Raw genomic sequence first — 12,099 nt, forward strand, 5'->3', positions numbered from 1 at the left:
TCGAAACGGGAAACATTATGCCACGCACACGTTTGCGTAGCACGAAAATAAAAAGGGCCGGATTTCTCCAGCCCTGTATTTTTACTTGCTAAACGCTGCCTGGAAGACGGCCACCAGCGCGTCGTTCTGGCTCTGCGTCAGGGTATGCCCCTTCGGATCGATAAACTGCATGCTGCTGCGGTTGTCTAAGTCACCGACCTGCAGCTTATAGTCGCCGGACGCCAGGCCCGGATCGCTTGCGCCCAGCTCACGCCAGTCGCTATCAGACAGCGGTTTGTACGTCACCGCCATGCTGCCCTGAGAGCGAGTGCTGTCGGTTACCTTCATGCCTGCCTTCTCCAGCGCGGCGGGCAGACGCTGCCAGACAACGTTGAACGGACCACGCACGACCAGCATCGGTAAACCGGTCTCATCCGCGGCGCTCTGCACATCCATAGTAGCGGCGGAGCGGTTCTGCGCGGCGTTCGCGGCGTCATTCGCGGTCTTATCAAGACCCGCGGAAATAACGTTCATCATTTCCGCGCTGTAACGTTGCAGTGAAGCGGCGTCAGCAACCGGCTTACCCGCCTGTTCCAGGTTAACCAGTTTCACCATCACCGCCTGCTGATAGCCCTGCGGTTTCACCGAAATCTGATAACGGCCACGGTACTGCTGGTCTTCATCAAGACGGTTCCATTCAACCCAGTCGGTTGTCAGGGTCTGGCTGGCGTCGTCACGCTTTTCAATCGTGTAGTTTTTAGACTGAATCACGCTAACGACCTGCGGCCACAGCGTATTACCGCGTCCGTTTTCCACCAGCAGCGTTGCGGTATCGCCAGCAAACTGGGTACGCGCCCCGCTAACCAGCGCCAGCGGCTGAGCAGGCGGACGGATGTCCAGCGCTTTACCGACAGCGCCGCTGCCGTTGGTCACCGGAATGTTATAGTCACCCGTGGTCACCGGCAGAATCATACCTGCTGGAGCATGGAGTTCAGCAAGCGGCGCGGCATCCAGATAGGATTCATCACCGCTCACCTGGCGCTTGTAGCGCGAATCAGAACTACAGGCAGCGAGCAGCAAAACAAGCGAAACACCCGCAACCCTGGCCAGGCGCGACTTTTGTACTGAGTAAGCCATCAAATCTCCCTAAACTTTACAGCAAACCGGCGTGCTTAAGCGCCGCTTCGACGATGTCACGACCTTGGTCCGTGATCGGCGTCATTGGCAGGCGCAGCGTATCGGTCGCCACAAGGCCCAACGCCTTACATGCCCATTTCACTGGGATCGGGTTGGGTTCGACAAACAGTTTGTTGTGTAACGGCATCAGACGCTGGTTGATCGCCCGCGCCTCGGCAAAACGCCCTTCCGCCGCCAGCTTGCACATTTCCGCCATGTCGCGCGCGGCGACGTTAGAGGTAACGGAGATTACGCCATGACCGCCTAACTGCATAAAGTCCATCGCGGTCGCATCGTCGCCGCTAAGCAGCAGAAAATCGTCAGAAACCCGCTCTTTGATCTGATGAACACGACTTAAGTTCCCCGTGGCCTCTTTAATGGCGACAATATTTTTCAATTCCGCCAGACGGCCTACGGTTTCCGGCAGCATATCGCAGCCGGTACGGGATGGCACATTATACAGAATTTGTGGCAGGTCAGTATGTTCCGCGATGGCTTTGAAATGCTGGAACAACCCTTCCTGCGTCGGACGGTTATAATACGGCGTCACCGTCAGGCAGCCGACAATTCCGCTGTCATTGAAACGCTGCGTCAGACTAATGGCTTCTGCGGTCGCATTGGCGCCCGTTCCGGCAATCACCGGGATACGGCCATCGGCTAACTCCAGGGTCATCATCACCACGTCGCCATGTTCATCATGGCTCAGCGTAGCGGATTCGCCGGTGGTACCCACAGAAACGATCGCCGAGGTGCCGCTGGCGACATGATAATCAATCAGTTTTTTCAGGCTTGACCGGCAGACATTACCTTTCTCATCCATCGGCGTAACAAGCGCGACAATACTTCCCGTGAACATGGGCCATCCTCTGTGCAAACAAGTGTCTCAATGGTACGTTTGGTACGGTAATAAAAGCAAGTGACCAGAGCCCTTCTGGTTGTTGTATGCCGGTTTTTTTTATGCTTTCCTTATGATTACCCCACCTATCAAAGGAAGAACAGGTTTGACACCTTCATCGCAACATTATTTGGTTATTACTGCGCTGGGTGCCGATCGCCCGGGAATTGTGAACACGATCACCCGTCATGTGAGCAGTTGTGGCTGCAATATTGAAGACAGCCGACTGGCCATGCTGGGTGAGGAGTTTACGTTTATCATGCTGCTGTCCGGTAGCTGGAATGCCATCACCCTGATCGAATCGACCTTGCCGTTAAAAGGCGCAGAGCTGGATTTATTGATAGTGATGAAGCGCACCACTGCCCGTCCTCGTCCGCCGATGCCCGCCACAGTATGGGTTCAGGTCGATGTGCCGGATTCACCTCATTTAATTGAGCGTTTTACAGCCCTGTTTGATAGCCATCAAATGAACATTGCGGAACTGGTTTCGCGCACGCAACCCGCTGAAAATGAAACGCCTGCGCAGCTGCACGTGCAGATTACGGCGCACAGTCCGGCATCACACGATGCGGAAAATATCGAGCAGGCGTTTAAAGCCCTATGTACAGAACTCAATGCACAAGGCAGTATTAACGTTGTTAATTATTCACAACATGATGAACAGGATGGAGTTAAGTAATGAATCCACTGAAAGCCGGTGACATCGCACCGAAATTTAGCTTGCCGGATCAAGACGGGGAACAAGTAAATTTGACCGACTTCCAGGGACAGCGTGTTCTGGTCTATTTCTATCCGAAAGCCATGACGCCGGGCTGTACCGTTCAGGCCTGCGGCCTACGCGATAACATGGATGAGTTGAAAAAGGCGGGCGTGGATGTGCTGGGTATCAGCACCGACAAACCCGAAAAACTTTCCCGTTTTGCCGAAAAAGAACTGCTGAACTTTACCCTGCTGTCTGACGAAGATCATCAGGTTTGTGAACAGTTTGGCGTCTGGGGTGAGAAATCCTTTATGGGGAAAACCTATGACGGTATTCACCGCATCAGCTTTTTGATCGACGCAGACGGTAAAGTTGAACACGTTTTCGACGACTTCAAAACCAGCAATCACCACGATGTCGTACTGAACTGGCTGAAAGAAAACGCCTGACCGTTTCCGGCCTACAGGCTATCTTTTGTAGGCCGGCTGCCACGCGTTTTACTCAAACGTGCCTTTTACGCACGCTTTTTTATCCCGCACCATGGCTTTGCCTTTCGCCCACAGATGTGTCACTTCCAGCGCTTCATTAAGCACCAGAATATCAGCGTCGCATCCGACCGCTAACCGGCCTTTATGGGCAAGGCCCAGAAATTCGGCCACCGTACGCGTAAGCGGGCACAACGCCTGCTCCAGCGGCAGATGATGAATAGTGACTAACTGGCGCAGCGTCTGTGCCAGCGAGTCGAATCCCGCCACGCCGATGCCGATCAGATTGCCGTTTTCATCAAACTCCGGCTGGCTGCCGTTACCGTCTGAACTGAGGGTGAGACGCGACAACGGAACATCATTCTGTATCGCGGTAACGATCGCCGTGGCGGGATCGACAGGCTCATCAATGCTGCTGGTGATGTCGATATAGCCACCGTCGTGCGCATATTCCAGCGCCGCATGGAACAGCGACTCGGCGCGGTTAACATGTGTTGGCAGGAGTTTTGTGATGGGCACATCGGCATTCGCGAGGATCTCATACAACGGCTCGAGCATCCTGGGGCTACTGCCCATATGAAACACGCTCACGCCCGCTTTCTGCCCCAGTAGTCCGCCGACGCGCGCCTGTGCGGCCATATTAGCCAGCGCGGCGGCGTCCGGGGCAGACGAGCGGTGATCGGAGATCGCGCACTTCACCCCAATGACCTTATCGATCAGCGCCACGTCACGATCGACGCTGCCGGTGAGGGTCGGAGAGGGCAGCGAGTAGGCGCCGGTGAGCATCCACGCGCTGATACCTTCCGTTTCCAGCGCGCGGGTCTTCGCGAGGAGCGACTCCGGATGGCGGGTTATCCCATCAGTCCCCAGTAACCCGACTACGGACGTGATCCCGGCCTCCACCAGCCGCGACAAACGCACTTCCGGCGTGCGGGTATGAGGCCCCGCTTCGCCTCCGCCGCCAATCAGGTGCACATGCTGGTCGATAAAACCCGGGCAGACAACGGCGCCTGCCAGATCAATACACTGGCAGCCAGGAAAATCGCCCGGCGCGATAGTGGGAGCAATCGCCACGATTTTGCCGCTGGCGACGAGAATATCCTGTACGCCAAGATCGTCAGGGGCGTAGACATGTCCACGCTGAAACAGCGTCAGGTTCAGAATTGAACAGTTCATAACCTTCCTTGTTAAACAATAAGTTGCATGACCCAGATCGACACCAGCGCGTTAATCACGCACACGGCGATGATGTGCGGATAATACCGCGGATCGACACCCGCTGTCCCGAGACAGCGTCCGACGTTTTGTACCGGGTTGCCCATCAGGTAGATCGCAGGTAAAAGGACGGTCGCGTCATGCCCCGTCAGCGCTCCCGCCACCACCAGGCTCGCGCAAACGCCTACGCCACCGCCCATGCTCATTACCGCAGCCAGCAGTACGGTGGCAGACTCGCCTGGCAAGCCCCAGAGCGCCATCACCGGCTCGCAGACGCGGCCAACGATATCAAGCAGTCCTGTCACCGTCAGCGCCTGGATAATGACAAACGCCATCACCACGTTGGGAAGAAGGCTGGTAGTGGCGATGGTAAAACCGCGCCGCGCGCCGTCGATAAACATATCCATGACATTTTTACGTACCTGCGCGCTCATCTCAGGCCTCCCGTTGCAGACGACGATTTTCCAGCAGCGATATCCACAGCCTTAACAGATTCGCGCCGACAAACTTAAAGACCAGAATCACCGCCAGCGGGGTAATGACCGGCACGGTAATCATGGTGAACAGCGCTGCGCCAGAAGAAAAATAATTGGTTATGCAGGCGCTACCGCTGGTTTGCCACGTGGCGAAAATCTCGCGCTCCTGCCCGGTAATGAGCCCCTCTTCCGCCATTTCTTTGGTCATCCCTGCCGCAGCGTCGGTATTTTGCAGGTTCGCAATCAACGCCAGCGAGCAAATCCCTGGAATCCCCAGTAAAGGACGCAGAACGGGCGTCATCAACTGTTGGGCGGCGCGCAGGCCACCCAGCCCTTCCGTCACCGAAATAATCCCTAACGACAGAATGACCGACGGCGCGAGTTCGAGGGCGAAAAGAAATCCGTCTTTTGCTCCCGTTCCACCGATCCCGCGAAACGAGAGGGCTTTATCTCCCGCCGCGTTGATCTGACCAAACGTGCCGTTGAGCACGGTAAAATCGAAAACCCGCCACCATTCCGTGCTTTTCGCAAATATCCCTGAAAAAAAGAGAATCGTAATGAAAAAGGCGAGATAACCGCCCCACCCCGGTTTCTGTTGCGTGTGTGTGTTGTGACCCATTTTTTTCTCCTGTCGGTCTTTTCCATGCGTGACAAAAATTCATCACCCGGGTCACGTTAAAGACAAAAAGGACGAAAAACGACAGCGTGGCGGTATATTCAGAAAACATTTAGAGGGGAGAAGCAATCCGGTAACAGAACGTTACCGGATGAAAAGAGTTACGCTGCGTCAACGCGCTGCGCATCAGGCCAGGCATGGACCACGGCTTTAATTAAGGTCGCTAACGGAATCGCGAAGAAAACGCCCCAGAAACCCCACAGGCCGCCAAAAATGACCACGGAGAGAATGATCACCAACGGGTGCAGATTCACCGCTTCAGAGAACAAAACCGGCACCAGCAGGTTGCCGTCAAGCGCCTGGATGATCAAATAGACCGCGAAACAGCTCCAGAACTCGGTCCCCAGACCAAACTGAAACAGCGCCACGCCCACTACCGGGATCGTCACCACGAAGGCGCCGATATAAGGGATAAGAACCGAAAAGCCGACCAGCACCGCCAGCAGTAGCGAATAGTTCAGGCCAAACAGCAGGAAGCCCAGCCAGGTCGCCACACCCACCACCACCATTTCCAGCACTTTCCCGCGGATGTAGTTGGTGATTTGCTGATTCATCTCTTTCCAGACCTGCCCCGCCAGCCCACGGTTGCGCGGTAGCACCCGGCGCACCGCATTCAGCATCTGCTCTTTGTCCTTCAGCAGGAAAAACACCATCAGCGGCACCAGCACCAGATAAACCGCCAGGGTCAGCAGGCCAACCAGAGACGCCAGTGAGTATTTCACTACGGAATCGCCCATCGTCAGCATGCGGGTACGCATGTTTTCCGCCATGGCGTCAATGATGCCCGCGTCCATTAACGCAGGATAACGACGCGGCAATGTCGCGGCGAAATCAGAGAGTTTATTCAACATGCCGGGCATGTCGCGGATCAGGTATATCCCCTGCTGCCAGGCCACCGGCATCACCACAAACGCCATAAGCAGTAAAATGCCTACAAACAGTACCAGCACAATCGACGTCGCCCAGCGGCGTGAACAGCCGATCTTCTCCAGGCGGACGGTCGGCCACTCGAGTAAATAAGCCAGCACGATAGACACCAGCAGCGGAGCCAGTAATCCGCTAAAAAAGAAAAGGATGCCGAAACCGGCAACCAGGATCACCAGCAAAGCAATCGCCTCCGGGTCGCTAAAGCGACGGCGATACCATTGCATCAACATTTCGAGCATAAAACCTTCCCTGAACCTCATTAGCGGGATTGCGATCCCGAATTGTATCGAAATGTCACAAAAAAGACTTCGCTTTTTATGACTGATTCAGGAAACTGAAAAGTCATTTGTGCAGGGTATTCATCCGCAGGTTTCACCGCTACACTGCCCTTGCAGGCAGAGCGGGAACGATACTGCCCGGCATCGGTCAAATGACTATCTCAAAGAAAACAGGACAGAGGTTATGTTCAGGCAGTTTAAGAAAAACCTGGTGGCTACCCTCATTGCCGCACTGACCCTCGGTCAGGCGGCGCCCGCGTTCGCAGACGCTGCGGACTCATTGCCGGACATGGGAACGTCGGCTGCAAGCACCCTTTCCATCGGGCAGGAATTGCAGATGGGCGATTATTATGTACGCCAGCTGCGGGGCAGCGCGCCGTTGATTAACGACCCGTTGTTGGTTCAGTACATTAACGGACTCGGGATGCGCCTGGTTTCCCATGCCGACTCGGTCAAAACGCCCTTCCATTTCTTTTTGATTAATAACGACGAAATCAACGCATTCGCCTTCTTCGGCGGTAACGTCGTGCTGCACGCCGCGCTGTTTCGCTACTCTGATAACGAAAGCCAACTCGCCTCGGTCATGGCGCACGAAATTTCCCACGTTACCCAACGCCACCTGGCGCGGGCGATGGAAGATCAAAAACGCAGCGCGCCGCTCACCTGGGTTGGCGCACTGGGCTCCATATTGTTAGCAATGGCCAGCCCGCAGGCGGGGATGGCGGCGCTCACCGGGACGCTGGCGGGCACGCGTCAGGGAATGATCAGCTTTACCCAGCAGAACGAACAGGAAGCCGACCGTATAGGGATCCTGGTGCTTCAGCGCGCCGGATTCGATCCACAGGCTATGCCGACATTCCTGGAGAAACTGCTCGACCAGGCGCGCTACTCCTCCCGTCCGCCGGAAATCCTGTTAACCCACCCCCTGCCGGAAAGCCGACTTTCTGACGCCCGTAACCGGGCAAACCAGATGCGTCCGGTGGTGGTGCAATCATCGGAAGCGTTCTATTTAGCGAAAGTGCGCACCCTGGGGATGTATAATTCCGGACGCAACCAGTTAACCAGCGATCTGCTGGATGAACTGGCGAAAGGCAATGTCCGCCAGCAGCGCGCCGCGCAATATGGCCGGGCGCTTCAGGCAATGGAAGGCAGTAAATATGATGAAGCGCGCAAAGCGCTCCAGCCGCTGTTATCGGCGGAGCCGGGGAACGCCTGGTATCTGGATCTGGCCACCGACATCGACCTCGGACAGAAGAAAACCCATGACGCGATCGCGCGTCTCAAAAATGCGCGCGATTTGCGGGTGAACCCTGTCCTGCAGCTTAACCTCGCGAACGCGCTGCTGCAGGGTGGACAGGCGCAGGAAGCCGCAACGATCCTCAACCGCTATACGTTTAATTATAAAGACGACAGCAATGGCTGGGATCTTCTTGCCCAGGCGCAAGCTGCGCTGAATCATCGCGATCAAGAGCTTGCGGCCCGCGCGGAAGGCTACGCGCTGGCGGGCCGTCTCGATCAGGCGATCTCATTACTCAGCAGCGCCAGCTCACAGGCGAAGCTGGGCAGCCAGCAGCAGGCGCGTTACGATGCCCGTATCGACCAGTTGCGTCAGCTGCAAGAACGCTTTAAGCCTTACACCAAAATGTAATTATCTGTCCTTTGCCCGGATAGCGATACAAGGAGAAGTCATGTCAGAAGCGGTAAAAATCTACCATAATCCGCGTTGTTCCAAGAGTCGCGAAACGCTGAGCCTGCTGCAGTCCAACGGCGTGGAGCCGGAAGTGGTGCTTTATCTCGACACCCCCGCCGATGCGGCAACACTGCGTCAACTGCTGAAAATGCTGGGCATGACCAGCGCCCGCGAACTGATGCGCCAGAAAGACGATCTCTACAAAGCGCTCAATCTGGCAGACAGCAATCTGACGGAGGCGCAACTGATTCAGGCGATGGTAGAAAATCCCAAACTGATGGAGCGCCCGATTGTGGTGGCGAACGGTCAGGCACGAATCGGACGACCGCCAGAGCAGGTGCTGGACATCGTCCGCTAACCGCCCATGCGCCGCCTCAGTATCGATTGCGGCGCTTTTCTATTATTTGGCTCTCAATAATTTTCCGAGGCTACTCGCATCCTTGCCGCTTCTTTCTCTTCTTTATTTTTCTTTCTGCTAGATTGCGGACTATTCATTAAAGAAGGAAAAGGATGCCATGAATAAAAAGAACACCTCGACACCGCATGATGCCGTGTTTAAACAATTTTTATCCCATCCCGAAACCGCGCGTGATTTTTTGGAGAGTCATTTACCCCGTGCGCTGCATAAACTTTGTGACCTCAGTACGCTTCGTCTGGAGTCTGCCAGTTTTATTGAGGAGACGATGCGCGCCTATTATTCGGATATTCTTTACTCATTAAAGACGCGCGCAGGTAACGGTTATATTTACGCATTAATTGAACATCAGAGCTCTCCCGACCGGCACATGGCGTTTCGCCTGATGCGCTATGCCATTGCCGCCATGCAGCGTCACCTTGACGCCGGACACGACACATTACCGCTGGTGATCCCGGTTCTGTTCTATCACGGTCTGGTTAGCCCTTATCCTTACTCAATGCGCTGGCTGGATGCGTTTGCGCTGCCGTCGCTGGCAGAAAACTTCTATAATCACGCCTTTCCTTTAGTCGATATTACCATCATACCCGATGATGAAATTATGCAGCATCGGCGGATGGCTATTCTGGAAATAGTGCAAAAACATATTCGCTTGCGCGATTTAAATGAATTAACAGATAAACTAGTAATATTAATCAATCAAAACAACATCACCCACGAGCAGCTTAAAACAGTATTGCTTTACGTATCAAAAAATGGAAAAGTAGAAAATCAACGCGCTTTTTTCCAGACACTGGCAAACCAACCAACCGAATATAAGGACACAATTATGACGCTGGCAGAATATCTGAGAAACGAAGGACTCGAAGAAGGTCTGGAAAAAGGGCAAAAGCTCGCGGCGTTACGTATCGCAAAAGAGATGCTGAAAAACGGGCTCGACCTGCCACTCATTCTCACCGTGACGGGCGTCAGCGAAGCAGAATTACATCAGACAGACCCAGAGCAGTCTGCGGTTAAAGCTTGAGGATCTCTTTGACGAACGGAATCGTCAGCTTACGCTGGGCGGTAATCGAGGCATGATCGAGCTGGTCCAGCGTCATAAACAGCGTACGCATTTCGCGATCCAGCCGTTTAAGTAAAAAGCGCCCCACGTCTTCGGGTAGCTCAAAGCCACGTAGCCGGGCGCGCAGCTGAAGCGCCTGAAGTTTGTCTTCATCCGACAGAGGCTGAAGCTTGTAAATTTGCCCCCAGTCCAGCCGCGAGGCCAGATCGGGCAAGCCGAGATTAAGCTGACGTGGCGGACGATCGCCGGTGATCAGCAGACGCGTTTTTCCAGACTCGAGGATGCGGTTGTAGAGATCGAAAATCGCCATTTCCCACAGCGCATCGCCGGCGACACATTCGATGTTGTCGATACAGACCAGCGAAAGCTGTTCCATCCCGTCGAGCACCTCCGGAACAAACCAGGTGCGCTTGTCCAGCGGCACATAGCCGACCGCGTCGCCGCGCTGCGACAGTTCCGCGCAGGCGGCATGCAATAAATGACTGCGGCCCGCGCCTTCACGCGACCAGAGATAAATGTATCCGCTATGCTCCTGACGCAACACGTTTTGCAGTGCGGCCAGTAAAGAGGCGTTATCCCCCGGCCAGAAACTTGCGAAAGTTTCGTCGTCAGGAAGATAAAGTGGCAAGGAGAGCTGTGCCGGTGTGTTCAGAGATACCTCAACCCAGATTTCATTAAATCGCGATGAGTTTAACACAGAATTCCGCTGTGATAGAACCGGGCAGCGTCCCTGCCCGGTTTCTGCGTTACTGCTGCGGCGTATCCGCGTCTTTCGCATCCAGTACCACTTCTTCCGGACGCAATACTGAGATTAACTTGAAGATCAGACTCAGGCCAATCCCGACGATGGTGGCCAGCGCCATGCCTTTCAGTTCAGCGGCGCCAATGTGAACCTTCGCGCCACTGACGCCAATGATCAGAATAACGGAGGTCAGGATCAGGTTCTGCGCTTTGTTGTAATCCACCTTCGATTCAATCAGCACGCGGATACCGGACGCGCCGATTACCCCATACAGCAACAGGGATACCCCACCCATCACCGGTAGCGGAATGATCTGGATAGCCGCTGCGAGTTTGCCTACGCAGGAGAGCAGAATAGCGAAGATCGCCGCGCCGCCAATCACCCAGGTGCTGTACACGCGGGTAATTGCCATGACGCCAATATTTTCGCCGTAGGTGGTGTTCGGTGTAGAGCCGAAGAAGCCGGAGATCACCGTTGATAAACCGTTAGCGAACATAGAGCGATGCAAACCCGGATCGCGTACCAGATCTTTTTTAACGATATTCGCCGTAACCACCAGGTGCCCGACGTGTTCAGCAATCACCACCAGCGCCGCTGGCAGAATGGTCAGAATAGCGAACCACTCGAAACGCGGGGTGTAGAATGTCGGCAGCGCAAACCAGTGCGCCTCGGCGATCGGTGTGGTATCGACAACGCCCATCGCGAAGGAAAGCGCATAGCCCGCCAGCACGCCAATGAGGATCGGAATAATCGCCATAAAGCCGCGGAACAGTACAGAACCGAACACGGTCACCGCCAGCGTCACTATGGAGATAATAATGGTCTTCGCATCCGCGGACTGACCTTCCGCCGGCAGCAGTCCGGCCATGCCAGCAGCGACCCCCGCCAGTTCCAGACCGATAACGGCAACAATGGCGCCCATCGCAGCAGGAGGAAACATCACGTCCAGCCAGCCAGTGCCTGCCTTCTTCACGATGAAAGAGACCAGGCAGAACAGCACGCCGCACATAATAAAGCCGCCCAGCGCCACCTCATAGCCTAACGGCAGCAGGAGCAGCACCGGGGAGATAAAGGCAAAGCTCGACCCTAAATAAGCCGGGATTTTCCCTTTACAGATAAACAAATAGAGCAGCGTACCGATGCCGTTAAACAGCAGAACGGTGGCCGGGTTAATATGAAACAGAACGGGCACCAGCACGGTTGCGCCAAACATGGCGAACAGGTGTTGCAAACTAAGCGGGATTGTCTGTAAAAGCGGCGGTCTTTCACTTACCCCGATAGCACGGCGCGTCATAGTGTTTTCCTCTGTGTGTTTTGTTATTAGCAGTTGAGTTGTTTTATTCAAAAAAAAGCCGACTCTTAAAGTCGGCTGATATTTAATG

At 54.8% G+C, this 12,099-nt stretch carries 13 protein-coding genes; 5 read left to right on the forward strand and 8 right to left on the reverse strand.

Features of this window, described 5'->3' with window-relative positions:
* Positions 1-81 precede the first annotated feature (81 nt).
* Complete coding sequence (gene bamC / locus OGY07_RS00695) at positions 82-1,116, reverse strand: outer membrane protein assembly factor BamC (RefSeq protein WP_042290912.1); 1,035 nt, start codon at positions 1,114-1,116, stop codon at positions 82-84.
* Positions 1,117-1,132: 16 nt separating this feature from the next.
* Positions 1,133-2,011, reverse strand: coding sequence for a 4-hydroxy-tetrahydrodipicolinate synthase (dapA, locus tag OGY07_RS00700; protein ID WP_042290913.1), 879 nt, complete (start codon positions 2,009-2,011; stop codon positions 1,133-1,135).
* Positions 2,012-2,156: 145 nt separating this feature from the next.
* On the opposite strand from dapA, the gene OGY07_RS00705 reads away from it, so the two are divergent.
* Together OGY07_RS00705 and bcp are read left to right on the forward strand one after the other, a co-directional pair.
* Entirely contained in the window at positions 2,157-2,729 is a 573-nt protein-coding gene (locus OGY07_RS00705) for a glycine cleavage system transcriptional repressor (RefSeq protein WP_042290914.1), read from the forward strand.
* Positions 2,729-3,199 (forward strand): thioredoxin-dependent thiol peroxidase, encoded by a 471-nt coding sequence (gene bcp / locus OGY07_RS00710; protein WP_012906615.1) that lies wholly within the window; start codon positions 2,729-2,731, stop codon positions 3,197-3,199. Before OGY07_RS00705 ends, bcp begins: the two co-directional genes overlap by 1 nt.
* A 48-nt stretch (positions 3,200-3,247) precedes the next feature.
* On the opposite strand, the gene iadA is transcribed toward bcp, so the two are convergent.
* The 4 genes from iadA to OGY07_RS00730 all read right to left on the reverse strand — a co-directional run bounded on the left by iadA (position 3,248) and on the right by OGY07_RS00730 (position 6,768).
* Entirely contained in the window at positions 3,248-4,411 is a 1,164-nt protein-coding gene (gene iadA / locus OGY07_RS00715) for a beta-aspartyl-peptidase (RefSeq protein WP_286598075.1), read from the reverse strand.
* 11 nt (positions 4,412-4,422) lie between these two features.
* Positions 4,423-4,884: a YjiG family protein gene (locus OGY07_RS00720; protein ID WP_199956590.1), complete on the reverse strand. Its 462-nt coding sequence runs from the start codon at positions 4,882-4,884 to the stop codon at positions 4,423-4,425.
* A gap of 1 nt (position 4,885) precedes the next feature.
* On the reverse strand, positions 4,886-5,545 hold the full coding sequence (locus tag OGY07_RS00725; RefSeq protein ID WP_286598078.1) for a nucleoside recognition domain-containing protein: 660 nt from the start codon (positions 5,543-5,545) through the stop codon (positions 4,886-4,888).
* A gap of 158 nt (positions 5,546-5,703) precedes the next feature.
* Complete coding sequence (locus OGY07_RS00730) at positions 5,704-6,768, reverse strand: AI-2E family transporter (protein WP_042290921.1); 1,065 nt, start codon at positions 6,766-6,768, stop codon at positions 5,704-5,706.
* 223 nt (positions 6,769-6,991) lie between these two features.
* Between OGY07_RS00730 and bepA the strand changes: the two genes are divergently transcribed.
* From bepA to OGY07_RS00745, 3 genes are all read left to right on the forward strand, one after another.
* Complete coding sequence (gene bepA / locus OGY07_RS00735) at positions 6,992-8,455, forward strand: beta-barrel assembly-enhancing protease (protein WP_286598081.1); 1,464 nt, start codon at positions 6,992-6,994, stop codon at positions 8,453-8,455.
* Between the two features lie 40 nt (positions 8,456-8,495).
* Positions 8,496-8,855 (forward strand): arsenate reductase (glutaredoxin), encoded by a 360-nt coding sequence (arsC, locus tag OGY07_RS00740; protein WP_042290924.1) that lies wholly within the window; start codon positions 8,496-8,498, stop codon positions 8,853-8,855.
* A gap of 157 nt (positions 8,856-9,012) precedes the next feature.
* Positions 9,013-9,936 (forward strand): Rpn family recombination-promoting nuclease/putative transposase, encoded by a 924-nt coding sequence (locus OGY07_RS00745; RefSeq protein ID WP_181822765.1) that lies wholly within the window; start codon positions 9,013-9,015, stop codon positions 9,934-9,936.
* Here the strand turns inward: OGY07_RS00745 and OGY07_RS00750 are convergent.
* Both OGY07_RS00750 and uraA read right to left on the reverse strand, forming a co-directional pair.
* Entirely contained in the window at positions 9,926-10,627 is a 702-nt protein-coding gene (locus tag OGY07_RS00750; protein ID WP_211935781.1) for a DnaA inactivator Hda, read from the reverse strand. The two genes, OGY07_RS00745 and OGY07_RS00750, sit on opposite strands and share 11 nt — an antisense overlap.
* Before the next feature lie 94 nt (positions 10,628-10,721).
* On the reverse strand, positions 10,722-12,011 hold the full coding sequence (gene uraA, locus OGY07_RS00755) for a uracil permease (RefSeq protein ID WP_286598085.1): 1,290 nt from the start codon (positions 12,009-12,011) through the stop codon (positions 10,722-10,724).
* Positions 12,012-12,099: the final 88 nt, after the last annotated feature.

Source organism: Citrobacter sp. Cs237, assembly GCF_030332325.1.
GTDB classification, from domain to species: Bacteria; Pseudomonadota; Gammaproteobacteria; order Enterobacterales; family Enterobacteriaceae; genus Citrobacter_A; species Citrobacter_A sedlakii.

Bases quoted from the DNA above. Each gene is read 5' to 3' on its own strand.
- bamC (WP_042290912.1), bottom strand. From the start codon at position 1,116: ATGGCTTACTCAGTACAAAAGTCGCGCCTGGCCAGGGTTGCGGGTGTT.
- OGY07_RS00745 (WP_181822765.1), top strand. From the start codon at position 9,013: ATGAATAAAAAGAACACCTCGACACCGCATGATGCCGTGTTTAAACAA.
- iadA (WP_286598075.1), bottom strand. From the start codon at position 4,411: ATGAACTGTTCAATTCTGAACCTGACGCTGTTTCAGCGTGGACATGTC.
- OGY07_RS00720 (WP_199956590.1), bottom strand. From the start codon at position 4,884: ATGAGCGCGCAGGTACGTAAAAATGTCATGGATATGTTTATCGACGGC.
- bcp (WP_012906615.1), top strand. From the start codon at position 2,729: ATGAATCCACTGAAAGCCGGTGACATCGCACCGAAATTTAGCTTGCCG.
- OGY07_RS00730 (WP_042290921.1), bottom strand. From the start codon at position 6,768: ATGCTCGAAATGTTGATGCAATGGTATCGCCGTCGCTTTAGCGACCCG.
- uraA (WP_286598085.1), bottom strand. From the start codon at position 12,011: ATGACGCGCCGTGCTATCGGGGTAAGTGAAAGACCGCCGCTTTTACAG.
- bepA (WP_286598081.1), top strand. From the start codon at position 6,992: ATGTTCAGGCAGTTTAAGAAAAACCTGGTGGCTACCCTCATTGCCGCA.
- OGY07_RS00725 (WP_286598078.1), bottom strand. From the start codon at position 5,545: ATGGGTCACAACACACACACGCAACAGAAACCGGGGTGGGGCGGTTAT.
- dapA (WP_042290913.1), bottom strand. From the start codon at position 2,011: ATGTTCACGGGAAGTATTGTCGCGCTTGTTACGCCGATGGATGAGAAA.
- arsC (WP_042290924.1), top strand. From the start codon at position 8,496: ATGTCAGAAGCGGTAAAAATCTACCATAATCCGCGTTGTTCCAAGAGT.